Annotated in this window: 19 protein-coding genes; 6 read left to right on the plus strand and 13 right to left on the minus strand. The window is 65.0% G+C overall.

Going from position 1 to position 24,975, the window contains the following annotated elements; genetic code table 11:
- Positions 1–54: 54 nt before the first annotated feature.
- The 8 genes from PF66_RS21790 to PF66_RS21825 all read right to left on the minus strand — a co-directional run bounded on the left by PF66_RS21790 (position 55) and on the right by PF66_RS21825 (position 10,469).
- The gene (locus PF66_RS21790) at positions 55–2,430 is read right to left on the minus strand and encodes an efflux RND transporter permease subunit (protein ID WP_054063808.1); all 2,376 of its coding nucleotides are present in this window, start codon (positions 2,428–2,430) and stop codon (positions 55–57) included.
- A gap of 21 nt (positions 2,431–2,451) precedes the next feature.
- Entirely contained in the window at positions 2,452–3,504 is a 1,053-nt protein-coding gene (locus tag PF66_RS21795; protein WP_054063809.1) for a WD40/YVTN/BNR-like repeat-containing protein, read from the minus strand.
- Between the two features lie 437 nt (positions 3,505–3,941).
- Positions 3,942–6,599 carry an aminopeptidase N gene (gene pepN, locus PF66_RS21800; protein WP_054063810.1) on the minus strand — a complete coding sequence of 886 codons (2,658 nt, stop codon included), beginning with the start codon at positions 6,597–6,599 and terminating at the stop codon, positions 3,942–3,944.
- 12 nt (positions 6,600–6,611) lie between these two features.
- A complete protein-coding gene (locus PF66_RS21805) occupies positions 6,612–7,442 on the minus strand; it encodes a DUF2797 domain-containing protein (RefSeq protein ID WP_054063811.1) in 831 nt (276 codons plus the stop codon).
- Complete coding sequence (locus tag PF66_RS21810; RefSeq protein WP_054059175.1) at positions 7,439–7,699, minus strand: YeaC family protein; 261 nt, start codon at positions 7,697–7,699, stop codon at positions 7,439–7,441. Before PF66_RS21810 ends, PF66_RS21805 begins: the two co-directional genes overlap by 4 nt.
- 33 nt (positions 7,700–7,732) lie before the next feature.
- Positions 7,733–8,611: a rhomboid family intramembrane serine protease gene (locus PF66_RS21815; protein ID WP_054059176.1), complete on the minus strand. Its 879-nt coding sequence runs from the start codon at positions 8,609–8,611 to the stop codon at positions 7,733–7,735.
- Positions 8,608–9,582 carry a metallophosphoesterase gene (locus PF66_RS21820; RefSeq protein WP_192842730.1) on the minus strand — a complete coding sequence of 325 codons (975 nt, stop codon included), beginning with the start codon at positions 9,580–9,582 and terminating at the stop codon, positions 8,608–8,610. The genes PF66_RS21815 and PF66_RS21820 overlap by 4 nt, the downstream gene beginning before the upstream one ends.
- Complete coding sequence (locus tag PF66_RS21825) at positions 9,579–10,469, minus strand: NAD(+) kinase (RefSeq protein ID WP_054063812.1); 891 nt, start codon at positions 10,467–10,469, stop codon at positions 9,579–9,581. The genes PF66_RS21820 and PF66_RS21825 overlap by 4 nt, the downstream gene beginning before the upstream one ends.
- A gap of 106 nt (positions 10,470–10,575) precedes the next feature.
- On the opposite strand from PF66_RS21825, the gene PF66_RS21830 reads away from it, so the two are divergent.
- Positions 10,576–11,526 carry a DUF1853 family protein gene (locus PF66_RS21830; RefSeq protein WP_054063813.1) on the plus strand — a complete coding sequence of 317 codons (951 nt, stop codon included), beginning with the start codon at positions 10,576–10,578 and terminating at the stop codon, positions 11,524–11,526.
- A gap of 16 nt (positions 11,527–11,542) precedes the next feature.
- Here the strand turns inward: PF66_RS21830 and PF66_RS21835 are convergent, their stop codons facing one another.
- Positions 11,543–12,826 (minus strand): arsenic transporter, encoded by a 1,284-nt coding sequence (locus tag PF66_RS21835; protein WP_054061558.1) that lies wholly within the window; start codon positions 12,824–12,826, stop codon positions 11,543–11,545.
- Positions 12,827–13,111: 285 nt separating this feature from the next.
- Between PF66_RS21835 and PF66_RS21840 the strand changes: the two genes are divergently transcribed.
- The gene (locus PF66_RS21840) at positions 13,112–13,663 is read left to right on the plus strand and encodes a cytochrome b (RefSeq protein ID WP_054061559.1); all 552 of its coding nucleotides are present in this window, start codon (positions 13,112–13,114) and stop codon (positions 13,661–13,663) included.
- A 180-nt stretch (positions 13,664–13,843) separates the two neighbouring features.
- On the opposite strand, the gene PF66_RS21845 is transcribed toward PF66_RS21840, so the two are convergent.
- Both PF66_RS21845 and PF66_RS21850 read right to left on the minus strand, forming a co-directional pair.
- Complete coding sequence (locus PF66_RS21845) at positions 13,844–14,761, minus strand: 1-aminocyclopropane-1-carboxylate deaminase/D-cysteine desulfhydrase (RefSeq protein ID WP_054063814.1); 918 nt, start codon at positions 14,759–14,761, stop codon at positions 13,844–13,846.
- An 83-nt stretch (positions 14,762–14,844) separates the two neighbouring features.
- Complete coding sequence (locus PF66_RS21850; RefSeq protein ID WP_054061327.1) at positions 14,845–16,881, minus strand: NADPH-dependent 2,4-dienoyl-CoA reductase; 2,037 nt, start codon at positions 16,879–16,881, stop codon at positions 14,845–14,847.
- Between the two features lie 209 nt (positions 16,882–17,090).
- Between PF66_RS21850 and PF66_RS21855 the strand changes: the two genes are divergently transcribed.
- The 3 genes from PF66_RS21855 to PF66_RS21865 all read left to right on the plus strand — a co-directional run bounded on the left by PF66_RS21855 (position 17,091) and on the right by PF66_RS21865 (position 20,654).
- Positions 17,091–18,230, plus strand: coding sequence for a nitrilase-related carbon-nitrogen hydrolase (locus PF66_RS21855; RefSeq protein WP_054061328.1), 1,140 nt, complete (start codon positions 17,091–17,093; stop codon positions 18,228–18,230).
- Positions 18,227–19,267 (plus strand): AraC family transcriptional regulator, encoded by a 1,041-nt coding sequence (locus PF66_RS21860; RefSeq protein WP_054063815.1) that lies wholly within the window; start codon positions 18,227–18,229, stop codon positions 19,265–19,267. Before PF66_RS21855 ends, PF66_RS21860 begins: the two co-directional genes overlap by 4 nt.
- A gap of 349 nt (positions 19,268–19,616) precedes the next feature.
- Positions 19,617–20,654 (plus strand): transketolase-like TK C-terminal-containing protein, encoded by a 1,038-nt coding sequence (locus PF66_RS21865; protein WP_054063816.1) that lies wholly within the window; start codon positions 19,617–19,619, stop codon positions 20,652–20,654.
- A gap of 33 nt (positions 20,655–20,687) precedes the next feature.
- Here the strand turns inward: PF66_RS21865 and PF66_RS21870 are convergent, their stop codons facing one another.
- On the minus strand, positions 20,688–21,158 hold the full coding sequence (locus tag PF66_RS21870; protein ID WP_054061442.1) for a MarR family winged helix-turn-helix transcriptional regulator: 471 nt from the start codon (positions 21,156–21,158) through the stop codon (positions 20,688–20,690).
- Positions 21,159–21,333: 175 nt separating this feature from the next.
- Between PF66_RS21870 and aceE the strand changes: the two genes are divergently transcribed.
- Positions 21,334–24,012, plus strand: coding sequence for a pyruvate dehydrogenase (acetyl-transferring), homodimeric type (aceE, locus tag PF66_RS21875; protein WP_054063817.1), 2,679 nt, complete (start codon positions 21,334–21,336; stop codon positions 24,010–24,012).
- 9 nt (positions 24,013–24,021) lie between these two features.
- On the opposite strand, the gene PF66_RS21880 is transcribed toward aceE, so the two are convergent.
- Entirely contained in the window at positions 24,022–24,918 is an 897-nt protein-coding gene (locus tag PF66_RS21880; protein ID WP_054063818.1) for a DUF2242 domain-containing protein, read from the minus strand.
- Positions 24,919–24,975: the final 57 nt, after the last annotated feature.

Here is a 24,975-nt window from a genome sequence, read left to right on the forward strand (position 1 = left end):
GTAGGAGCCGGCGGTGCGGCGATCCGACTTGCCCGCGAAGCTTTTCTGACGGTCTCAATGGGCCAGCAAGGATCCCCCTACCTTGCCCGCCAGCTTCTGCGGCTTGATCAGGAACCGCGCCAGCGCCGGCAGCAGCCACAGCGCCCCGAACATGTTCCACAGGAGCATGAAGGTCAGCATCAGGCCCATGTCGGCCTGGAACTTGATCGCCGAGAAGATCCAGGTGCAGACACCGATCGCCAGGCACAGGCCGGTGAACAGCACCGCCTTGCCGGTGGAACGCAGGGTCTGGTAGTAGGCCTCCTGCAACGACAGCCCGGCACGCAGGAAACTCTCCAGGCGGCTGTAGATGTAGATCCCGTAGTCCACGCCGATGCCCACGCCCAGCGCCACCACCGGCAGGGTCGCGACCTTCACGCCGATCCCCATGAAGGCCATCAGCGCGTTGCCCAGCACCGAGGTCAGCACCAGCGGCAGGACGATGCACAGGGTCGCCGCCCAGGAGCGGAAGGTGATCATGCACATGGCCGCGACGCAGATGTACACCAGGATCAGAATGGTCAGTTCCGCCTGTTTGATCACCTCGTTGGTCGCCGCCTCGATCCCGGCGTTACCGGCCGCAAGCAGGAATTCCAGGCCCTCCCTGCTGTTCTCCTTGGCAAAGTCCTGCACCGCATGAACCGCCCGGTCCAGCGTGGCAGCCTTGTGGTCGTTGAGGAACACCAGCACCGGCGCCAACGAGCAGTCGGCGTTGTACAGGCCATCGGCGCGGGAGATGGAGTTGTTCAGCACATCCGGGTTGCGCGACAGGGTCTCCCACTTCAGGTTGCCCTCGTTCATGCCCTTGATCATCTGCTTGGACACGGTCACCAGGGAGATCGCCGACTGCACGCCCTCGGTGTTCTGCATCTTCCACATCAGTTCGTCGATCGGGGCCATGGCCGCGTAGCGCGAGCAACCCTCGGACGTGGTCTTGACCATCACCACCAGCACGTCGGAGCTGGTGGAGTAGTTGTTGATGATGAAGCTGTTGTCCTTGTTGTAGCGCGAGTCGGGACGCAGCTCCGGCGCACCCTGGTCGAGGTCGCCGATCTTCAGGTTCTGGCTGTACCAGAGGCCGCCACCGAAGGCCAGCAGGGCCAGGAAAATCGACACCGGGGCCACCCGGGGGCTGGCGAAGTTCGACAGCAGGCGCCAGAACGGGTGTTCGCGGGTCGCGTCCTTCTTGCTGCGCTCGACCGCCTTGCCGCTGATGCCGACATAGGAAATCGCCACCGGCAACAGGATCAGGTTGGTGAACACGATCACCGCCACGCCGATCGACGCGCCGATCGCCAGTTCGCGGATCACCCCGATATCGATGATCAGCAGCGTGATGAAGCCCACGGCATCGGCCAGGATCGCGATCATCCCCGGCAGGAACAGTTGCCGGAAGGTTCGCCGCGCCGCCGTCAGGGCATTGTCGGCCTCACTGGACTGCAAGGCGATACCGTTGATTTTCTGCACGCCGTGGGAGATGCCGATGGCGAAGATCAGGAACGGCACCAGCATCGAGTACGGATCCAGGCCGAAACCGGCGGCATGCATCAGCCCCAGTTGCCAGATCACCGCCACCAGAGTGGTGATCAGCACCGCGATGGTGCTGCGGATACACCAGGTGAACCAGTACAGCAGCACCAGGGTGATGACGAAGGCCACGCCGAAGAACATCACCACCATGATCAGGCCGTCGATCAGGTCGCCGACCTTCTTGGCGAAACCGACGATGTGGATCTTCACGTTGGGGTTCTGCGCCTCGAACTTGTTGCGGATCTTCTCTTCGAGCTGGTGGGAAAACTTCTGGTAGTCCAGTTTGAGCAGCCTGCCCTGGTCCTGCGGGTCCGGGTAGGACTCCAGCAGCGGGATATCGACGATGCTCGACTTGAAGTCGTTGGCCACCAGGCGCCCGACCTGGCCGGACTTGAGCACGTTGTTGCGCAGCTGGTCGAGACTGTCGGCCGAGCCGTTGTAGCTCTGCGGGATCACCTCGCCGCCGGCGAAGCCCTCCTCCGTCACTTCGGTCCAGCGCACGCTGGGGCTCCACAGCGACTTGAGGCCGGAGCGATCGACACCGGGGATGTAGAACACCTCGTCGTGGATCTGGCGCAGGGTGTCCATGTATGCCTTGCTGAAGATGTCACCGTCCCGGGCCTCCACCGAAATGCGCACGGTGTTGCCGAGGTTGGCCAGGTCGTTGCGGTGCTCCATCATCTTTTCAATGAACGGATGCTTGAGCGGAATCATTTTCTCGAAGCTGGTGGACGGACGGATCAGCGTCGCCTGCCAGAACAGGAAGATGCTGACCAGCAGGCAGATCACGATCACTGCCGGGCGGTTGTTGAAAATCAGGCGTTCGAGAAACGTCGCCTTGTCCTGATGATGACTGCTCATGTGAAACTCCCCGCCTTCTTGTTATTTGCCCTGCTCGCTGCCGGTTGGCGAGGCGACATGGGCGCCCCCCTGGCCGACCAGGATCAGGTTGCCGTTGCCGGCCGTGGTGACCGCCGATAGGGAAATGCGGTCGGGACGATTGAAGACACTGAAGGTCACGCCGTCATCGGTGCTGCGGATCACACTGCCACCATTGCCGACGATCACCAGCGAACCGTCGGCCAGCAGGGCGCCGCCGGACAGACCGAACTCCAGCGCCCCGCGGGCGGCCTTGAGTTCGACCGGCTCCCAGTTGGAGCCGAAATCGCTGGAACGATAGAGGTTGCCGCGCAGGCCGTAGGCCAGCAGGGTGCTCGGCTCGGAGGTACCGAGCACGCCGAACAGCGAGCCCTGGTAGGGACCGTCGAGGCGTTCCCAGGTCTGGCCCCAGTCGGCCGAGCGGAACATGCTGCCCTGCTCGCCGACGATGAACAGGCCGGAGTCCTTGACCGCGGCGATGGCGTTGAGGTGGTACTGGTCTTCGTTGTCGAGGCGGTCGCTGGCATCTTCCCAGTGCTGGCCGCCATCGGTGGTTTCGAGCAGGGCCCCATAGGCGCCGACGGCGAAACCGGTGTTGGCATCCTTGAACCAGACGTCCAGCAATGGCGCTTCGCGCTTGAGGTCTTCGAACTGCTTGCTCCAGGTGGCACCGCCGTCGTTGCTGGCGAGGATCTGCGCATCGTGGCCGACGGCCCAGCCGTGCTTGTCGTCGACGAAATAGACCGCCGTGAGCAGTTGTCGGGTCGGCACCCGGGCCTGGGTCCAGGTCGTGCCCTGGTCATCGGAAAACAGGATATGCCCGCGATCCCCCACGGCGACCAGGCGGGCACCGGCGTGGACCACGTCGAGCAACAGGCCCTTGGCGGCCTTGGAGGATTCGATGGAGTAGACGCCGTCGGCCGTGCCGGCCTCGGCGGCGCAAAGCGAACCGGCCGGCAGCCCCAGCCCGGACAGAGAGAGCATCGAGGTCAGCAAGACCGCACGCCGCCAGCTCGGCGGACGACGGGAACCCGTACTCTTCACAGGCTCATTCATAGACCTTTTCCCCCTTATTATTGTTAGGTCATCCAACCCTTCAGGGCGCCTTCGAGGGCGTTTTCAGCACTGCCGATCGTCTGAAACCGGCAATCTAGAGCCCCTTCCAAGGCTGGAACTATCCTATCGGGCTTTGGAATCGTCTGACAATCGACGCCACGTTATCTTTTGTTAACCCGGGGGTATCGCGGGGGGACATGAATATCGGGGCATCAGGAGGGATGATGAACAAGGACTACGGATGATGCTTCACACGCTCTGCCTGGGAGCACAGCCGTGATGCTGTGCGTCACAAGAGCGGACGCCGAGCGTCCGGGGAGGCATTCCCACGCGGAGCGCGGGAACGATCACAGGCCAGGGGAACAGGATTCATCCGCGAAGGGGCCTTCCGAGCGCTAAAGGCTTCGCGGATAAATCCTGCTCCCACCCGGTACGGGTTAGGCCAGGCTCTTGCTGACCACCTCGAAGACGTCCGCCGACAGCTCGCCCGAAGCACGGATACGCTCCAGCTCGGCCTTCATCAACGCCTGGCGGGCCTTGTCGTATTTGCGCCAGCGGGTCAGCGGCGCCAGCTGGCGCGAGGCGATCTGCGGGTTCAGCGCGTTGAGCTGGATCACGATGTCCGCCAGGAAGCGATAGCCGGAACCGTCCGCCGCATGGAAGTTGACCAGGTTCTGCCCGGCGAACGCACCGATCAGCGCACGCACCTTGTTCGGGTTGCGCAGGGTGAACGCCGGGTGCTCCATCAGTGCCCTGACCCGCTCCAGGCCACCGGGCAGCGTGCTGCCGGCCTGCACGCTGAACCACTGGTCCATGACCAGCGGGTTGTCCTTGAAGTGCTCGGCGAACACCGCCAGGGCCTTGGCTTTCTCCGCCTCGAACGGCGAATTCACCAGCACCGCCAGGGCGGTCAGGCGTTCGGTCATGTTGTCGGCGGCGTCGAACTGCTCCAGGGTCGCGGCCAGTACCTGCGGCTGGCCACTGAGCATCAGGTAGGACAGCGCGATGTTCTGCAGCGCACGGCGGGCGAAATGCTCGTTCTCGGCGATGTAGGCGGTGTTCCTCGATACCTCGCGGTTGGCCTGGTAACGCTGCCACAGGCCGTCGAACAGTTGCTCGGCCAGTTGCCGGCGGGCAAATTCGCGGGCCGCGTGAATCGAGTCGACCTCGGCCACTTCGCTGATCTCGGTGAGGTAGGCTTCGCTCGGTAGCGACAGCATCTCCGCGACCATCGCCGGGTCCAGTTGTTCGTTGGCCAGTACGCTGCGCAGGGCCACGACCAGGCGCTGGTCGAGCACCAGTTCCTCGCCCTTGCGGTGCTGCCCGATCAGGTCCTGCAGCACCTGCACCGACAGTTGCTGGCCGGCATCCCAGCGGTTGAAACCGTCGCTGTCGTGCTGCATCAGGAACATCAACTGATCGCGGTCGTAGGGGAAGCTCAGCCTGACCGGGGCCGAGAAGCCGCGCAGCAGCGACGGCAACGGCTTGGCGGCAATGCCGACGAAGGTGAAGGTCTGCTCGGCTTCGCTCACCGAGAGCACGCGACTGGCGGCCCCCGGCACCGCCTCGCCCGCCAGTTGCAGGGCGATCTCGGCGCCCTGGGCATCCAGCAGGCCCAGCTCCACGGGTATCACGAACGGCAGTTTTTCCTGCTTGTCCGGTGTCTGCGGGCAGCTCTGGCGGAAGGTCAGGCTGTAGGTCTGCGCCTGCGCATCGTAGCTGTCGCTGACCGCCAGGCGCGGGGTGCCGGCCTGGCTGTACCAGCGCTTGAACTGGGTCAGGTCGACACCGTTGGCGTCCTCCATGGCCTTGACGAAGTCGTCGCAGGTCACCGCCTGGCCGTCGTGGCGCTCGAAGTACAGGTCGCTGCCCTTGCGGAAGCCTTCGGCACCGAGCAGGGTGTGGATCATGCCGACCACTTCCGAGCCCTTCTCGTAGACGGTCAGGGTGTAGAAGTTGGAGATTTCGATGAAGCTGTCCGGCCGCACCGCGTGGGCCATGGGGCCGGCGTCCTCGGCGAACTGGTGGGTGCGCAGATAGGCGACGTCCTGGATGCGCTTGACCGTGCGCGAGTTCATGTCCGAGGAGAACCCGGCATCGCGGAACACGGTGAAACCTTCCTTGAGCGACAGCTGGAACCAGTCGCGGCAGGTCACGCGGTTGCCCGACCAGTTGTGGAAGTATTCGTGGGCGACGATCGCCTCGACCCGCTGGTGCGCGGCGTCGGTGGCGGTTTCGGCACGGGCCAGCACGGCGCTGGAGTTGAAGATGTTGAGGCCCTTGTTCTCCATCGCGCCCATGTTGAAGTCGTTGACCGCGACGATCATGAAGATGTCCAGGTCGTACTCGCGGCCATAGACCTCCTCGTCCCAGCGCATGGACTTCTTCAGGCTGTTCATGGCGTGCTGGCACTTGTCGATGTTTTCCGGTTCGACATAGATGCGCAGCGCGACATTGCGCCCGGTCATGGTGGTGAAGCTGTCCTCGACGCACCACAGGTCACCGGCCACCAGCGCGAACAGGTAGGCCGGCTTCATGAAGGGGTCTTCCCAGGTCGCCCAGTGCCGTCCGTCTTCCTGCGGGCCGCTGCCGACCGGGTTGCCGTTGGACAGCAGCACCGGGTACTGGTGCTGCTCGGCAATCACCGTGGTGGTGAATTTGCTCATCACGTCCGGGCGATCGAGGTAGTAGGTGATCTTGCGGAAACCCTCGGCTTCGCACTGGGTGCAGAACATGCCGCTGGACTTGTACAGGCCTTCCAGGGCGGTGTTGCTCTCCGGGTGGATCTTCACGCTGGTATCGACGGTGAAACGCTCATTCGCCGGTTGCAGGGTCAGGTGATTCTCGTCCAGCTGGTAGTCCGCGGCGCCCAGCTCGCGGTCGTCCAGGCTGACCGACAGCAGTTCGAGCAACTGGCCATCAAGCACCAGCGGCGGCAGGCCCGCCCCGCGTACCGGGTTGCGGCGCATCAGCAGTTGCGCATGGACCAGGGTATGGTCCTCGAACAACTCGAAGGTCAGGTGCGTCTCGTCGATCAGGTACTCGGGGGCCTGATAGTCCTTCAGATAGATCATCTTCGGCTGTTCGGTGCGCATGGGTGCGTCCTTTTACTGATGCACGGCGAGCTGGTAGGCCGTGTATTTACGGATATTGATCACGCCGGTGTCGAAGATCAGGTATTGGCCCTTGATCCCCATCAGCGTGCCTTCGGCAATCGGGTTCTTGTCCAGGTTGAAGCTGACGATCTTGGTCGGGTAGGCCTCGATCGGGTAACGGATTTCCAGTGGTTCGACGTCCCGCACCGGCTGGATCGCCTGCAGGCCGAAACGCTCCTGCAGGGCCAGCAGGCCCTCGGCGCAGGACTCGAAGAGCTGGTCGCGCACCAGGCGCAGGTCCACCGCCGGCGCATCGCCCTTGAGCAAGGCGCGCCAGTTGGTCTTGTCGGCCACCTGACTGCGAAACAGGTCCTCGACGAAGCCGGACTGCTGGCGGGTCGCCACGCGCATGATCGGCAACGCCTGGCTGGCGCCCTGGTCGAGCCAGCGGGTCGGCAACTGGGTGGCCCGGGTGATGCCGACCTTGATCCCCGACGAGTTGGCCAGGTAGACCACGTGGTCGGTCATGCAGAACTGCTCGCCCCAGGCCGGCTCGCGGCAGGTGCCGGCGTCGTAGTGGCAGCGTTCCGGGCTCATGATGCAGGTGTCGCACTGCGCCAGTTGGGTCATGCACGGGTAGCAGTAGCCCTGGCTGAAGCTGGTCTTGGTCTTGCGCCCGCAATGGCTGCAGTGGATGGCGCCGAGGAACTCCAGACGCAGCTTCTGGCCGATCAGCGGATTGACCGGCACCTCGCTGTCGCCCAGGCGGAATGTATATTGCACGGTCGACGCGTCCAGACGCGTCGCCATCTTGCTGACTGCACCACGGCCGAGCTCGATCAATGGATGGCATCCGACTTGAACAGGATGTTCGGAATCGGCGCCGACTTCGACGCGCACTCCTGCGGGCCCATGTAGCCGGTGCGTTCCTCTTCCGGCAGGTTCTGGGTCTCCCAGGCGATCATCGCCTGCAACGACAGCTCCCGCTGTTCGGTGGTGAGCTTGCGGCCGTCGGACCATTTGCCGATTTCCACCGCCAGTTTCAGGCTCTGGTAGATATCGGGGGTGATGTTTTCAATCATTTCGATGAAAGAGGACATTGAAAGTCTCCAGACTTTTTCAAGACATTCGAATCAGGCGGCCAGTTTACGCCGGGACCACAGCCCACCCAACAGACCGGTGAAACATCCGATGAGCAGTCCACCGACGTGGGCGCCGTTGGCGATCTCGCCGAAACCGATGAGAGAGATCACTCCGGACAGGCACACCAGCAACCAGATCAGCATCATCGCCAGCACCCCGCGGGGCAGCCGGTAGACCGGGTTGGGCGCCAGCCACTGGTAGATCCAGCAATGCCCGAGCAGGCCGTAGAGCACACCGGACAGGCCGCCGAACAGGGTCGGGCCACTGACGTAGTATTGGGCGAAGTTCGACACCAGGCTGAACAGCAGGGTCAACCCCAGCAGGTTGATGCCGCCCTGGCGCAGTTCGATGCGCTTGCCCAGTTCCCAGTACCACATACCGTTCATGGCGATGTGCAGGAAACCGAAGTGCAGCAGCATCGGCGTCACCAGGCGCCACCACTGCCCCGCCGCCAGGCCATCGTCCAGGGGGGTGAACTGGATGTATTCGCCGTTCACGCGAAAATCCAGAAAGGTGAACCAGTGCAGCGTCGCCAGGCTGTCGCCCAGCCAGGTGATCGCGCCGACCACCAGGGTCAGCAACAGCACCAGTGCGGTGACCGGGCTGTGGCGCACCTGTTGGGCCAGGCTCGGCCGAACGGGCGTCTGCGCCACGGGCAGTGACGGCACCTCCAGCTGATTGTGCGGATCGCCGTCGGGGAAGCGCTGATAAAGCGCCAGCACATCGGCACTGACCGACTCCGGCACCCACAGCACCTGCTCCCCACGTTCCTCGTTGACCCGATGCGGCACCTGCAGGCGCTGCAGCAATTGCACGAAGCCGCTGAGGTCGGTGCCCAGTGGCAGGCGCAGGACAGCGGTGGCGGTCATTTCGGAACCTCGGGGCGTTCGACGTCGACCCAGACGAACTTGTTCGGGTCGAGTCGGGTTTCCTGGTCCAGCCGATAGGCCGCCAGCTTGCCGTAGAGCACCGCGCTGTAGTCCAGGCAGGCCAGGTTGGGACGGATCGGCATCGGCCGGCCACTGCGCCAGTAGTGACCGACGAACAGCATCGGTTCCTCCAGGCCGTAGCGCAGCAAGGCGCTCTTCTCCCGCGGCGACAGCGGCTTGCGCGCCACCTGCTCGGGCAGGGCGTCGGGCTGGAAGACGATGTCGCCGTAGGTCTGCGGATCGTCCTCCCAGAATTTGGTGCGGAAGAACGCGCGGGTCAGGCCGTCGCCACCGGTCAGGGTCAGGCCGTCCGGCAGGCGCATGTCGGTGCCGCGCAGCAGGCGATCGAACACGGTGCAGGCAAAGCTGCCGGACACCGCCGACGCCTGGACGAAGTGCTCATCGATGCGGCCGTGCGGATACTGCGCGCGCAGCGGCTCGATCAGCCCGCCATCCCAGCAGGCATGGACGACGCGGAAACGTCCGGCATCGAGAAACAGCGGCAACTCATAGAACCAGCCGAGGAAATCGTGCCAGTCGGCCGGGTGCCCCTCGAACTGGGTCAGGGTCTCGTGCAGCAGGCGCGCGTGGCGCGGCGTGTGCTCACGGACGAACTGCTTGCCACTCTCCGGCGGCGCCGGCGTGGTCCAGCCCAGGGCGTTGAACTCGTGGTTGCCCATGATGCACAGCGCCTGCCCGGCCTCGACCATGTCGTGGACGATGTGCAACGCCTCGCGAATGCGCGGGCCGCGGTCGATGATATCGCCGAGGAACACCGCCATGCGCGAGGCATGCCGCCAGACACCGCCCAGCTTGTGATAGCCGAGCATGTCCAGCAGATGTTCGAGAGTATGAGCGCAACCGTGCACATCACCGATCAGATCGTAGCCACGTGCGGGATCGAGCATCAGTCGCCTCCACCACCCAACCGGCTGCCCCAGCCGAGCTTGGTCCTGCAGACTTCGTAATAGTTGTGATCCAGCGGGTGGATCAGGCGCAGTTTCTGCGGCTTCTTGCTGATGGTCACCGTATCACCCGGCGCGCAGGTGAAATGGTTCTGGCCGTCGCAGGAGACTTGTGGGTAGATCTGCATGTCCCGGGATACCACGATTTTCAGTTCGCTGTTGCCATCCACCACGATGGGGCGGCTGGACAAGGTATGGGGGTACATCGGCACGATCACAATGGCATCGAGCTTGGGATGCATGATCGGGCCGCCGGCCGACAGCGCGTAGGCGGTGGAACCGGTGGGGGTGGCGACGATCAGGCCGTCGGCCTTCTGGCTGCAGACGAACTGGCCGTCGATGTACAGCTCGAACTCGATCATCCGCGTCGACTTGCCGGGGTGCAGCACCACATCGTTGAGCGCATCGCCCTGGCCGATGGCTTCCGCGTGGCGGCGCACCTCGGCTTGCAGCAGGAAGCGGTTCTCCACCAGATAGTGGCCGTCGAGGACCTTGGCCACCTCGACCTCGAGGTCGTCCGGACGGATATCGGTGAGAAAGCCCAGGTTGCCGCGGTTGATCCCCAGCACCGGCACGTTGTGCCGCGCCAGCGCGCGGGCGGCCCCCAGCAGGCTGCCGTCGCCGCCGACGACGATGACCATGTCGCAGACCTCGCCGAGCATCTTCCGGGAAGACGTCTGCAGGCCGTGGCCCGGCAGCACTTCGGCGATGGTGTCCTCGAGGATCACATGCATGTGCCGCTCGAGCAGGAAACGCTTGAGACGGCGAACGGTATCCAGCACCTGCGAACTGCCCAGGCGGCCAATGATGCCGATATTGCGAAATTGCTCCATGGGGCTCCTGAAAAAGGTTCTGCGGCAGGCAAAAGAACGATTATGGGCGAAACCCGGTCCGAGACAAAATCCTTTCAGCCTCGAAGCAAACGGCTATGCTCGCAGAATGATCCTGTTTCCCGGCTTGCTCAACCTTCCCCGGCAGTTGCGCCACCCCGAAGTGCGCGACCTGGCCTGGGTCATCCTGGCGCCGCCGATGCTCCTCGACACGCCCTGGCCCCAGCGCCACCCGCTGGCCGGCAGCGACTGGGTGCAGTCGCCCGCACAGCTGGAACACTGGCTGCGCGAACTGGATCGCGACAGTGCCGGGCTGCAGCACTGGCTGGCCCAGGCCACCACCCGGCGACTGGGGCTGTACTACGAGCGGCTCTGGCAGTTCGCCGTGCGCCACGCGCCGGGTATCGAACTGATCGGTGCCAACCTGCCGATCCGCCGCGAAGGCCATACCCTGGGCGAACTCGACCTGCTGCTGCGCGACCGCGACGGCGTGCATCATCTGGAGCTGGCGATCAAGCTCTACCTGGGGCCGCAACAAGGTCGTGGCGAAGCGCCGGAGCGCTGGCTCGGCCCCGGCTGCCATGACCGCCTGGACCGCAAGCTGGCGCACCTGAGCGAGCACCAGTTGCCGATCTCCGCCCGCCCGGAAAGCCGCGAAGCGCTGGCGGCGCTGGGAGTCGGGCACTTCAGTGCACAGCTGTGGCTCGGCGGTTATCTGCTGTATCCGTGGCCCGGCAATTCGTGTCCGCCGCGCGGGGTGCACCCACAGCATCTGCACGGGCGCTGGCTGCATCAGCGCGACTGGGCGGACTTTCGCGTGCAGAGCCCGCCAGGGCGCTGGCAGCCGCTGCCGCGCCACGCCTGGCTGGCTCCGGCGCACTACGGCGAGGAGCAGGCCTGGACCGAAGAGCGGCTGGATGACTGGCTGGACCAACTCGCCCCCCAGGCGCCGGCGCAACTGCTGGTACGCCTGACCCGCAATGGCGCGGGGGACTGGGAGGAAGCCGAGCGGCTGTTCCTGGTGGCCGATCTGTGGCCGAACGTGCCGGGGTCGGTTTGAGGGCCCTCGCGGCGATCTACACGGACAAGCGCAGGGCCAGCGCCGCCAGGGTCACCAGCAGCACCGGCAAGGTCAGCACGATCCCGACCCTGAAGTAGTACCCCCAGCCGATGCGAATATCCTTGCGCTCCAGCACATGCAGCCAGAGCAGGGTCGCCAGGCTGCCGATCGGGGTGATCTTCGGCCCCAGGTCGCTGCCGATGACGTTGGCATAGATCATCGCATCCTTGACCACCCCGCCGGCATGGCTGGCGTCGATGGACAGCGCGCCGATCAGCACGGTCGGCAGGTTGTTCATGATCGACGACAGAAACGCGGTCAGCAGCCCGGTCCCCATGGCCGCGCCCCAGACCCCGTGCTCGGCGAAACGGTCGAGCCAGCCGGCGAGATAGCCGGTCAACCCGGCATTGCGCAGGCCATACACCACCAGGTACATGCCCAGGGAGAAAATCACGATCTGCCACGGAGCCTCGCGCAACACCTTGCGCGTGGAGATCCGGTGGCCACGGGCGGCGATCCCCAGCAGCAGCGCGGCGCAGACCGCCGAAATGGCGCTGATGGGAATGCCCAGCGGCTCGAGGGCGAAACAGCCGACCAGCAGGATACCCAGCACCCACCAACCGGCAATGAAGGTTGCCCGATCGTGGATCGCGCTGGTCGGAGCCTCCAGTTGCTCGGGGTCGTATCGCGCCGGAATGTCACGGCGGAAAAACACCATCAGCACCAGCAGCGTCGCCGCCACGCTGACCAGGTTCACCGGCACCATGACCGCCGCATAGGCGTTGAAACCGATGTGGAAATAGTCCGCCGAAACGATATTCACCAGGTTCGACACCACCAGCGGCAGGCTGGCGGTGTCGGCGATGAAGCCGGCGGCCATGACGAAGGCCAGGGTCGCCGCCTTGGAGAAACGCAACGCCAGCAGCATGGCGATGACGATCGGGGTGAGGATCAACGCCGCGCCATCGTTGGCGAACAACGCCGAGACCAGCGCCCCCAGCAGGACGAAGGCGGCGAACAGGCGGCGTCCGCTGCCCTGCCCCCAGCGGGCGACATGCAGCGCCGCCCAGGCGAAAAAGCCGGCCTCGTCGAGCAGCAGGCTGATGATGATCAGGGCGATGAAGGTCGCGGTGGCATTCCAGATGATTTGCCAGACCAGCGGGATATCGCTGAGTTGGACCACTCCACTGAGCAGGGCCAGCAGCGCACCGAGCATGGCGCTCCAGCCCACGCCGAGCCCCTTGGGCTGCCAGATCACCAGGGTAATGGTCAGCAGGAAAATCAGTACGGCTATCAGCATGAAAACAGGGTCCGTGGGTTCGGCGGGAGATTCGTGGAGGACGGTTCAGCAAACAGAGTGCCGGACCGGGGAGATAATTCCGCAGGCAGGCGATAAAACACCATCGCCTCTTCACGGGCAAGCCCGTGAAGGGAGCCGCAGGGAAAAAGTCATTTTCATTCACGAAACTTCGCAACGCCCCTGCCAATCTGCCTCAGGCAAAGGGCACGAAAGCGTATTAGAGTGTAGGAACGACTCCGCCGCTCAAGAACGGAGCGTCACGCCCTGATGAGTGAGGAACAATCCATGCCCTGGAAGAACACCGACAGCCGCTACAGCAGCATGTCGATCGCCCTGCACTGGTTGATGCTGGTGCTACTGGTCATTGTCTATGGCTGCATCGAGTTTCGCGGCCAGTTTCCCAAAGGCAGTGGTGGCCGGGCGCTGATCGTCGAATTCCACTACATGCTCGGGCTGACCGTGTTCGCCCTGGTCTGGCTGCGGCTGGTGGCCCGGGCCATCGGCGTGGCGCCGAAGATCGTACCGAACCCGCCGACCTGGCAGAGGCTGCTGTCGAAGCTGATGCACATCGCGCTGTACCTGTTCATGATCGCCACGCCGCTGCTCGGCTGGCTGGTGGTCAGCGGCCTGGGTCACCAGGTGATGTTCTATGGCATCGACCTGCCGACCCTGATCGCCGAAAACCGCCCGCTGGCCAAGGAAATCAAGGGCTGGCACGAACTGGCCGGCACCCTGGGCTACTGGTTGATCGGTTTGCACGCCCTGGCCGGGCTCTATCACCACTATGTGGTGCGCGATAACACCCTGGTGCGGATCATCCCCGGCCGCCCATCCTGAGGTACCGCGCCGGCGGCCGAAAGTGGGCCCTGCATGGCCCGCCCTGAACGGCTCCACACCAAATTCATGGCCCACACGCACCTGTGGGAGCCCGGATTGCCGGCGAAGGGGCCCTTGGATCGCCAGAAGGCTGGCAAGCCAGGCGCCTGCGGGTTCGCAGGGCCCGTGGAGGGCGTGCCGCTACAGGATCAGACTCCGGCGGCCCTGCAGGCCACCGGTATGTACGAAGACCAATCGCGTACCCGCAGCGAAGCGTGCGGCCTCCACCTGTTCCCGCAAGGCCAGCAGGGCCTTGCCTGTATACAGGCACTCCAGCGGCACGCCGCCTTGTCGCTCGCTCTCGGCGACAAAGGCCTGCAGGTGCGGATCGACCCTGGCGAAACCGCCACGGCAGGCATCGACCAGTTCGTAGCCGCTGTCCGTCACACCGGCCTCGTCGAGGATCTTCGTCATCGAGGGCGCGACACCGTGGTCTGCCGGTACCGCCAGTGCGGCATGGACCCCTCGCCGGCCCGCCTCGGCCAGCACCAGTCCGGCGGCGGTGGTGCCGGTTCCGGCCGCCAGCCACCAGCCGTGGAAGTCATCCCAGCCGAGCCTTGGCAGTTGTGCCTCGACCATGGCGGGCAGCACCGTGCAACCGCGCGCGCCCGCCAGTCCGCCGCCGCCCTCGGGCACCCCATGCAGGTGCGGGTAACGGCTGCGCCAGGTCGTCCAGAAGTCCGGCGCATGGCGCTTGCGATAACCCTCGTAGCCGAGCCAGTGCAACTCCATGCCAAAGACCTGGAGATCGAGCACCGTCGGGGTTTCGACTGGATGACCACGCAGCAGCCCGACGGTGGCAAAGCCCAAGCGCTTGCCGGCGGCGGCCAGGGCGTGCAGGTGGTTGGAGTGGGCGCCCCCCAGGCTGATCAGGCCTGTGGCATTGACCTGGCGGGCGGCGGCAATGTGCTCGGTGAGCTTGAACCACTTGTTGCCGCTGATCAGGGGATCGATCAGGTCCAGGCGCAGGACCGCCACCTCGACGCCGGCCCGGGCGAGCCAGTCGAGGTGAAGGGGTTCAAGTGGCGCGTGGGGACGCCAGTCGGGCGGAGGCAACATCGGGGGACCGCAACCTGGAAAACGGCGCCCAGTCTATCAAACTGTCCCCCCCCTCTGAAGTCAACTGCGGGACACGGCCGGGATCAGAGTTCGGCGGCCAGGCGCGAACCCTGGTTGATCGCCCGCTTGGCATCCAGCTCGGCCGCAACATCCGCACCACCGACCAGATGCACGTTCTGCCCTGCTGCCACCAGGCCTTCCTGCAGCTCGCGCAGCGGGTCCTGACCGGCACAGATGACCACGTTGTCCACCGGCAGCACCTGCGGCTCGCCCTCGCCGATACGGATATGCAGGCCTTCGTCATCGATCTTCAGGTACTCGACGCTGTTGAGCATCTGCACCCGCTTGTTCTTCAGCCCGGTGCGATGAATCCAGCCGGTGGTCTTGCCCAGGCCATCACCGACCTTGGAAGCCTTGCGCTGCAACAGGAACACCTGGCGCGCCGGCGCATGGACCTCGGGCTTGATCCCGGCGATGCCGCCCCGTGCCTCGAGCCCGGTGTCGATCCCCCACTCGTGCCAGAACGCCTGGCGATCCTGGCTGGTGGCAACGCCCTGGTGCACGAGGAACTCCGAGACGTCGAAGCCGATGCCACCGGCACCGATCACCGCCACCTTGTCGCCCACCGGCTTGCGCCCGAGCAGCACGTCCAGGTAGCTCAGCACCTTGGCATGCTCGACGCCCGGAATGGCCGGCACCCGCGGGCTGATGCCGGTCGCGAGGATGATCTCGTCATAACCGCCGGCCACCAGTTGCGCGACGTCCACGCGGGTGTCCAGGCACAGTTCGACATGGGTGGTCTGCAGCTTGCGCTTGAAGTAGCGCAGGGTTTCGTAGAATTCCTCCTTGCCGGGCACGCGCTTGGCGACGTTGAACTGGCCGCCGATTTCGCCGGCCGCATCGAACAGCGTCACCTGGTGCCCACGTTCGGCCGCCACGGTGGCCGCCGCCAGGCCGGCCGGGCCGGCGCCGACCACGGCGATCTTCTTGATCTGCCTGACCGGCAGGTAGTTCAGCTCGGTCTCATGGCAGGCCCGCGGATTGACCAGGCACGAGGTCAGTTTGCCGCCAAAGGTGTGGTCCAGGCAGGCCTGGTTGCAGCCGATGCAGGTGTTGATCTCGTCGGCACGCCCGGCGGCGGCCTTGTTGACGAAGTCCGGGTCGGCCAGAAATGGCCGGGCCATCGACACCATGTCGGCATCGCCCTCGGCCAGCACCTGCTCGGCGACTTCCGGGGTATTGATGCGGTTGGTGGTGATCAGCGGGATCGACACCGAGCCGCGCAGCTTGGCCGTGACCTTGGTGAACGCGGCACGCGGGACCTTGGTGGCAATGGTCGGGATCCGCGCCTCGTGCCAGCCGATCCCGGTATTGATGAGCGTCGCACCGGCACCTTCGATGGCCTTGGCCAGTTGCACGATCTCGTCCCAGGTGCTGCCGCCTTCCACCAGGTCGAGCATCGACAGGCGGAAGATGATGATGAAATCGGTACCGACCGCCTCGCGCACCCGCCGCACGATTTCCACCGGCAGGCGCATGCGGTTCTCGTAGCTGCCGCCCCAGCGGTCGGTGCGGTGGTTGGTATGGGCCGCCAGGAACTGGTTGATGAAGTAGCCTTCCGACCCCATGATCTCGACGCCGTCGTAACCGGCGGACTGGGCCAGGCTCGAGCAGGTGACGAAATCGGCAATCTGCTTCTCGATGCCCGCCTCATCCAGTTCCCTGGGCTTGAACGGGTTGATCGGTGCCTGGATCGCGCTCGGCGCCACCTGTTTCGGGCTGTAGGCATAACGCCCGGCGTGAAGGATCTGCATGCAGATCTTGCCGCCCGCCTCGTGCACCGCGCGGGTGACGATGCGGTGCTGCTCCGCCTCCTCGCGGGTGGTCAGCCGGGCCGCCCCGGAGTAGACCCCACCCTCCTCGTTCGGCGCGATGCCGCCGGTGACCATCAGGCCGACACCGCCACGGGCGCGTTCGGCGAAATAGGCCGCCATGCGCTCGAAACCACCGGGTTTTTCCTCAAGGCCGGTGTGCATGGAACCCATCAGGGTGCGGTTGCGCAGGGTGGTGAAACCCAGGTCGAGCGGGGCCAGCAGGTGCGGGTACGAAGTGGCGGTCATGGCAAACTCCAGGACAGGCTAGATCACGGAATGCGGGGGCTCTGCGGCTCCCGTCTGATGTATGACTGGCACATTAAAGAGCCGCCGAGGGCGGCTCAATGATCGAAACTGACAAGTTATTGATCCAAATGCGCAGTCCTGCTTGGCAACTGCCGCCATCAGCCCTACCCTAGTCGATGAATTCCGCCCACGGCCGCCAGCTTTACCCCATGCGCAAATTTTTCGTCGGTACCCTTCTCGTGGCCCTGATCGCCGCACTGACCAGCTACGGCCTCTGGACCAGGCAACGCAGCAGCGGCCACTACCTGTCCGACCTGCGTATCCGGCTCACGCTGAACCAGGGCGTGCCCGGCGAGCATGGCAACCTGCTGGGCATCCAGCCGGAACTGTTCCCCAGCGACTACCAGAGCCTGCCTCGCCTGCACCGCAAGCTCGCCGCCTACCTGCAACAGGCGCGCAGCCTGGGCCTGCTCAACGCCAGGACCGTGGTGGTATTGCCCGAGCATGTCGGTACCTGGCTGGTGCTGCGTGGAGAAAAGGACGACCTGTTCCAGGCCCTCGACCAGCAGGAAGCCATGAACTGGCTGATGGTCAGCAACCCGCTAAAATTCACTGGCACGCTGTTCAAGGCCAAGGGCCGCAGCCGCCCGGACGATGCCCGGCTGCGCATGAAGGCCAAGGCCATGGCCAGCGACTACCAGGCGCTGTTCGGCGGCCTGGCGAAGGAATTCGGGGTGACCCTGGTGGCCGGCACCATCCTGCTGCCCACTCCGTTCGTCGAGCAGGGCACGCTGAAATTCGGTCGCGGCTCGCTGTACAACGCCAGCCTGACCTTCGGCGCCGATGGCCTGCCCCTCGGCCAGCCACAACGCCAGCTGTACCCGACCTTCGAACAGCGCGGCTACGTGCTGGGCGCCGCCGACCAGGGGATGAACGTCGTCGACACCCCGGCCGGCCGCCTGGGCATTCTCATCGGCAGCGACAGCTGGTACCCGAACGCCTACAGCCAGCTCGACGCCCTGGGGGTCAAGCTGATCGCGGTACCGGCCTATGTCGCCGGCAAGGGTAGCTGGGACCGGCCCTGGCGTGGTTTCAGAAGTGCCGTCACCCCGCCCGAGATCAGCCTGCGCCCCGGTGAACTCAGCGAGGGCGAGGCCTGGCACCGCCTGACCCTGATCGGTCGGCCCGCGGCCAGCCAGTCCATCGCCGGCATCAGTGTGTTCCTGCGTGGGCAGCTCTGGGACCAGCGCAGCTCGGGGCAGAGTTTCATCAGCTATAACGGACAGACCTTCACCCAGGACGACGCTGCCGGTCGCGGCGCCCGCCTGATCAACCTGTGGTTGCCATGAAGCCGGTCGCCATGCGCCTCGGCGACCTGTCGGTGGGCTTCGTCCACAGCCTCGCCGACGCGGTGCGCGAGCTGGGTCGCGACCCCGGCGAGTTGCTGGAACAATATGGCCTGGACCCGGCCCGCCTGGCCGAGCCCGGTGCCCGGCTGTCGATCCCGCGCTACATGCGTCTGGGTCACGCCGCCATCCAGCTCACCGGCAACCCGGCACTGGGCCTGCACATGGGTCGCCTGAGCCGCCTGAGCCAGGCCGGCCTGGCCGGCATCACCGCGGCCCAGGCGCCGACCGTGCGCGAGGCGGCCCGCACCCTCACCCGTTTCGAACCACTCTACGGTTCCAACTACCGCGGCCAGTCGAGTTTCCACGAGGATGCCGAGGGTGCCTGGCTGCGTTTCTATTCCATCAGCCCGTACAACGCCTATAACCGCTTCGTGGTCGACTCGATCATCGCCGGCTGGCTGAAACAGCTGTCCAGCGTCGCCGGCCAGCCCTTGCGGGCCGCACGGATCGACATTGAATTCGGCGCCCCCGACTACGCCGCCGAGTACCACCTGCTCGGCGAGTGCCCGCTGCAGTTCGGCGCCGACATCAACCAGCTACGCCTGGACCAGGCCAGCCTCGGCCTGCGCAATCCGGAACATTGCCCGAGCACCTGGCGACAGCTGCTGCAACTGTGCGAACGGGAACTGGAGCAATTGACCCGCACCCGCAGCCTGCGTGAACGCATCGCCCGGTTGCTGGGGCCGTTGCTCAATGGTGGCCGGGAACCCGACCTGGAAGAAGTGGCGGCACGCCTGAAGCTGCCGACCTGGACCTTGCGGCGCAAGCTGGCCGAGGAAGGCACGCAATTTCGCGCGATTCTCAACGATACCCGCCGCGACCTGGCGATGACCTACATCCGCGATACGGAACTGGCCTTTGGCGAAATCGCCTACCTGCTCGGCTTTGCCTCGGCCGAAGCCTTTCAGCGTGCCTTCAAGCGCTGGAACGGCCAGACGCCCGGCGAGTTCCGCCGCAGCCAGCGACATTCCGCCTGAGCAAAAAAAACGCCACCGTTTACAGCTCGGTAGCGTCGTCTGCCGGTTCGACAGGGTCCATCTCGAAAGCGTGGAATTCCAGCAGTTCTTCTTGATAGTCATCCATTGTGAAGCTCCTTGTATTCGCAGGTAAAAGCGCTTGTATTACCGACCCGCCGGGCCAGCATAAGTTGCCCGTATGAAGAAAAAATGAAGCGCTCCCTTACCAGACGAACTCCTCCCTGAAAAAACTAGCAGATGGGTCAGGTTTTTTTCCAGTCATTTTTCATTCATGACACACTTGATTGCATTTGCAATCAAATGCACAACTGCCTTAGGGTAGAAGGCCCTCCTCCAGGCAGCCCCGAACATGAATGCACTACCCAGCACCACCGAGACCGCCCGTGCCTGTATCGAGGCATTGCAGACCCTGCCCCAGGTCGGCGGCTCACCGCTGTCCAGCGTGCTGGAGATCGCCGACCGGCTGGAGCATGACCTCGCCGTACCGCAGCGGGCCTGGGTGATCCGCAACCACCGACACCCCGCGGCGACACCGTCGTCCCGGATCAGCGCCTGGTCGATCCGCTTTTCCCGCCAGCACGCTGAAAGGCCCCTGCTGTACCTGCTCAGTGTGGAGCATTCCGCCGGGCTCTGCGCGGTGACCGAGGAAACCCGGCAGCGCGGCATCTTCTGCAACGATATCGAGACCCTGCCCTCGCGCTGGCCCAAGGGCGCGCAGCCTTCGCTGGCGTTGTGGCTGGCGGGCAATCCGCGCTGCCAGCCGTTCGATCCGGCGTCTGCGGCCGAGGCCAGGGCGATCGTGCTCGGCGCCCTGCAACGGCTGTATGTCGAGGGGGATCCGGGTTTCTACTACCTGGCATTGCATGATCGCGAACAGGGGTCGGCGCTGACACCAGAGCAGGCACGGGATGCGTTCAACGGCATGTATTGCCTGGGCGAACGGCATTCTGCGCAGATCCGCCTGCTTGGCGCGGGTCGCGCACTTGAAGAAGTGTTGGCGGCCGCCCGCCTGCTGGAGCAGGACTGGGGCGTGACGGCACAGGTCTGGAGTTGCCCCAGCTATACCCGCCTGGCTCGCGATGCCAGTCGTGCCGAGCGCTGGAACCGCCTGCACCCGAGCGCCCGGAAGCGGCGCTCGCACCTGGCGGACTGCCTGGGAGACAGCAAGGCTCCGGTGATTGCGGTGACCGGTTATCCGCAGACCGTGGTTGCGCCGTTGGCCGGGCCTATCGGCGTGCGCTTCGTTGGGCTCGGCGCGGGATCGGTCGGGCCGGGGGCGCCGGATCGATACTGGATCACCGCCCTGGCCCTCGGGGCGCTGGCGGATGAGCACCAGGTGACGGCGCAGATCGTCAGGCAGGCGCATGGGCGTTATGGGTTGGGTTGACTGTGGGAGCCGCTATCGCCAGCAAGCCGATGCTCAGGCCTTGCCGCGCTTGCGCGACGCGCTACCGGCACTGCGCGCCAGCTCGGCGGTACGCTCCAGCGCATCGGCAAAGCCACGGCGCTGACCATCGTCGAGTTGCGACAGAAACAACTCGGCCACTGCCTCCTCGTAGATCGCCCACATGCGTTTGCGCAGCACCCGCCCCGACTCGGTAATCGATGCCAGGGCCCCACGCCCATCGCCCTCGGAACGCGAGCGCTGCACCAGGCCATCCTTCTCCAGCCGGTCGACCAGCCGCGTGAGGTTGTAGCGCTCGATGGCCATGACATCCGCCAGCTCATGCATCCGCCGGCTGCCATCCGGGCCGCTCTCCAGCCCCCACAGGGCGTCGTACCAGGCATAGGGCGGCAGCCCGGCCTCGGCCAGGCGCCGCTCTATCTCACGGATGACCGTGCGGTGAGCCCGGACAAAGCGAAACCATACATCGGGCTCGTTGGAAGCCATGAATACCCTCCGGGGAGATCAGGAAGGTTGCAATGGTAGCGCATGGCGGGATAAATTCGGACATGTAGTTGCAATTGCAATCATTTACGGCGACAGCGCGACACCACCCACCCGGTTCGAGCGTCACCTGCGCGCCGCCATCACGCTGCCCATCGGCAGCCTCCAGGAGCCCGGCATGACTCACCCCAACGCCCTGATTCTCGACGACGACCCACAGGAAACCCGCGAGTGGCTCGAATCGATCGAGTCCGTCCTGTCCACCGAGGGTCGCCCTCGCGCGCACTACCTGATCGACCAGTTGCTGGATTTCGATGTCGCCCGTCATGGCGACTTCCACGGCCGGGTCACCACCCCCTACGTCAACACCATCAGCCCCGAGCGGCAGAAACCCTACCCCGGCAACCTGGCCATCGAGCGCCGGCTGAATGCCTACATCCGCTGGAACGCGATGGCCATGGTGCTGCGCGCCGGCAAGCATTCGGGCGTAGGCGGCCATATCGCCACCTACGCTTCGGCGGCGGTGCTATACGACGTCGGCTTCGATCACTTCTTCCGTGGCCGCACCGACAGCTTCGACGGCGACCTGATCTATATCCAGGGCCACTCTTCGCCAGGCATCTATGGCCGTGCCTACCTCGAAGGCCGGATCAGCGAAGCCCAGCTCGACAACTTCCGCCGCGAAGTCGGTGGCGACGGCCTGTCGAGCTATCCGCACCCGCGGCTGATGCCGGACTTCTGGCAGTTCCCCACCGTGTCCATGGGCCTCGGCCCGATCACTGCGGCCTACCAGGCGCGTTTCATGCGCTACCTGGAATATCGCGACCTCAAGCCGCACCAGGGGCGCAAGGTCTGGGCCTTCCTCGGCGATGGCGAGATGGACCAGCCGGAATCCCTGGCGGCGATCTCCCTGGCCGGGCGGGAAAAGCTCGACAACCTGATTTTCGTCGTCAACTGCAACCTGCAGCGCCTGGACGGCCCGGTACGCGGCAACGCCAAGGTGATCCAGGAATTCGAAAGCCTGTACCGCGCCGCCGGCTGGAACGTGATCAAGGTGATCTGGGGCAGCGGCTGGGATGCACTGCTGGAGAAGGACCGCAGCGGCCTGCTGCGCCAGCGCATGATGGAATGCGTGGACGGCGAGTACCAGAACTACAAGTCGCAGGACGGCGCCTATGTGCGCGAACACTTCTTCGGCAAGTACCCGGCACTGCTGGAACTGGTGGCCGACCTGAGCGACGACGAGATCTGGAAACTCTCCCGTGGCGGCCACGACCCGGAGAAAGTCTACAACGCCTACGCCGCCGCGATGCGCCACAGCGGCCAGCCGACGGTGATCCTCGCCAAGACGGTCAAGGGCTTCGGCATGGGTGAAGCCGGTGAAGGCCAGAACATCAACCATCAGTTGAAGAAAATGGACCTGGACGCGGTCAAGGCCTTTCGCGACCGCTTTGGCCTGGAGGTCTCGGACGAACAACTGGCCGAGGAAATCCCCTACCTCAAGCCGCCGGTCGACAGCGAGGAAGCCCGCTACTTCGCCGCCCGCCGGCAGCAGCTCGGCGGTTACCTGCCGGCCCGCAGTTCGCGGTGCGAAAGCCTGCCGATTCCGCCGCTGGACAGTTTCGAGGCGCAGTTGAAAGGCACCGGCGAACGCGCGATCTCCACCACCATGGCCTTCGTGCGCATCCTCGGCACCCTGCTCAAGGACCGGCAGATCGGCAGGCTGGTGGTACCGATCGTGCCGGACGAGTCACGCACCTTCGGCATGGAAAGCCTGTTCCGCCAGATCGGCATCCACTCGGCCGTAGGCCAGCTCTACACCCCGCAGGATGCCGGGCAGTTGAGCTATTACAAGGAAAGTCGCGACGGCCAGATTCTCCAGGAAGGCCTCAACGAGTCCGGCGGCATTTCCTCGTGGATCGCCGCCAGCACGTCCTACAGCAACCACGGCCTGATGACCGTGCCGTTCTACATCTACTACTCGATGTTCGGTTTCCAGCGGGTCGGTGACCTGGCCTGGGCCGCCGGTGATGCCCGGGCGCGCGGTTTCCTGCTCGGCGCCACCTCGGGCCGCACCACGCTGATGGGCGAAGGCCTGCAGCACGACGACGGCCACAGCCACGTGCTGTCCGCGACGATCCCCTGCTGCGTCTCCTATGACCCGACCTTCGCCTTCGAGCTGGCGGTGATCATCCGCGAAGGCATGCGGCGCATGTACGTCGAGCAGGAAGATATCTACTACTACATCACCCTGCTCAACGAGAACTACCCGCACCCGGCGATGCCCGAGGGCATCGAGGACGGCATTCTCAAGGGGCTCTACCTGCTCGAACGTGGCGCCGAACCGGTCGACGGGCAGCCCCGCGTGCAGTTGATGGGCAGCGGTTCGATCCTGCGCGAAGTGCTCGCCGCGGCCCAGTTGCTGCGCAGCGATTTCGGCGTGACCTGCGATGTATGGAGCGCCACCAGCCTGACCGAGCTACGACGCGAAGGGCATGCGGTGGAACGCTGGAACCTGCTGCACCCGCAGGAGGAACCGCGCAGCAGCTACGTGGAAAGCTGCCTGGGCGGGCACGAGGGACCGCTGGTGGTGGCGACGGACTACATGAAGATCTTCGCCGACCAGATTCGCCCGTTCGTCAACGACCGGCGTTTCGTCGCCCTGGGCACCGACGGTTTCGGCCAGTCGGATACCCGCGAGGCCCTGCGGCAGTTCTTCGAGGTGGATCGCCACTTCATCGTTCTCGCTGCGCTCAAGGCCCTGGCCGATGACGGGCAGGTTCCGCGCAGCAGCGTGGCGCAGGCTATCAGCCGCTACGGAATCGAGGTCGACAAACCCGATCCCGCGGCGATCTGAAGCGACGCCTCACTGGGCCGGCGCAGCCGGCTCGGTGGTGGCCGGAGCGGACTCAGTGGCCGGCGGCGTCGTTGCCGGCAGGACCGGTTTTTCATTGGCCGGTGCAGATTCGGCTGGGGCTGCCGGTGTGGCAGGCGCGGCTTCCGGCAGCGGCTTGATCTGTTCTGGAACGGCTGGAGCGGTCAAGGCAGGCGCGGCGGGGCTTGGCTCTACATGGGCAGGTTCTGCATGAGCCGGTGCCGCTTGAGCCGGTGCCGCATGGGCCGGCTCGGCCGCCTTGGCCGGTTCCGGCGCCGCTTCAGGCCGGGTCGCCGCGGCACTCTCCGGCACGCCGAGATCGGCCTTGGGTTTCTCGTCGGTGTGCTGCTCCTTCTTCACCTCGGGCGGCAGGAACAGCTCCACCAGGTTGAAGAAGCGGTCATAGAAGGTCGCCGAGGACACCGTCTCACTGGCCACCTTGACCATCGAATCATCCGTCGAACCGATCGGCATCGACACCGAACCCAGCACGCCCACACCCAGGCTCGCCGAGTTGTTGAGCTTCTTCAGCGCGTAACGGTCCTGCAGGGCATTGGCGAACACCGTCGAACGCTTGCCACTGCTGCCATCGGCCGCACAGACGATGCTGAAACTGATCTGCAGGTGGGTATCGCCGGTCTGCTGGAAACTCTTGTTGCCGGTGATCAGCTTGGGGTCGGTGCTGGTGATGATATAGCCCTGGCTGAGCAAGGCGCGTCGGGCCGCCTCGCAGGAGGCCTTCTCGTTCACCGAGTAGTTGCGCGAGAAGGTTCCGGAATCGTCGAAATTCTCATGTTCATAAACGGCGGTCTTGGGCGAGGAGCAACCTGCGGCGCCCACCAGCACCAGGGCCAATGCCAGGGTACGCAAGTGGAATGATGTCGACATTGATAATCCTGAGTAAAACGGTCCGGGGCGTATTGTGCATCAGATCGCCATTCCAGA

Origin of the sequence: Pseudomonas asplenii (assembly GCF_001293465.1) — a bacterium.
Taxonomy (GTDB): Bacteria; Pseudomonadota; Gammaproteobacteria; order Pseudomonadales; family Pseudomonadaceae; genus Aquipseudomonas; species Aquipseudomonas fuscovaginae_B.